This is a genomic window from Gilvimarinus sp. 1_MG-2023 (genome assembly GCF_030548285.1).
Window position 1 is genome coordinate 1 of record NZ_JAUOSC010000503.1, and the last position, 335, is coordinate 335.

A 335-nucleotide genomic window follows, 5' to 3' on the forward strand; every position below is an offset into this window, starting at 1 on the left:
CTGCAAATGGGGCAAATTGATACGTGCCAGCATCAGGCAATAGGCGCTACGGCCAGCGGCGTGTGCAGGTTTCATAGGAGATCCTGTAGTGGGTGTCAGCATTTGGGTGTCTGGCACCAGAAGATAACAAAGCGTTGATCCGCGCTGATGCGCTGTACCTGGCTAAACAGGCGTTTGAGCAAGGGCGGGTAATTCAAATGCCGGTTGGCAACGACCAGTAAATTGCCATCGGGCTGTAATTGGCGGGCGGCATCACGGAACATGTCGTTGGCGATGTTGTTCAGCTGCTTGTGGCCATCGTGGAAAGGGGGATTACAGACGACCCAGTCCAGAGG

At 54.9% G+C, this 335-nt stretch carries 1 protein-coding gene; it reads right to left on the bottom strand.

The genetic code is table 11. The annotated features are described in order from the left end of the window. Nucleotides 1-95 precede the first annotated feature (95 nt). Nucleotides 96-335: methyltransferase (locus Q4563_RS17820; protein ID WP_303605450.1), on the bottom strand; the 240-nt coding region annotated here is incomplete at its 5' end.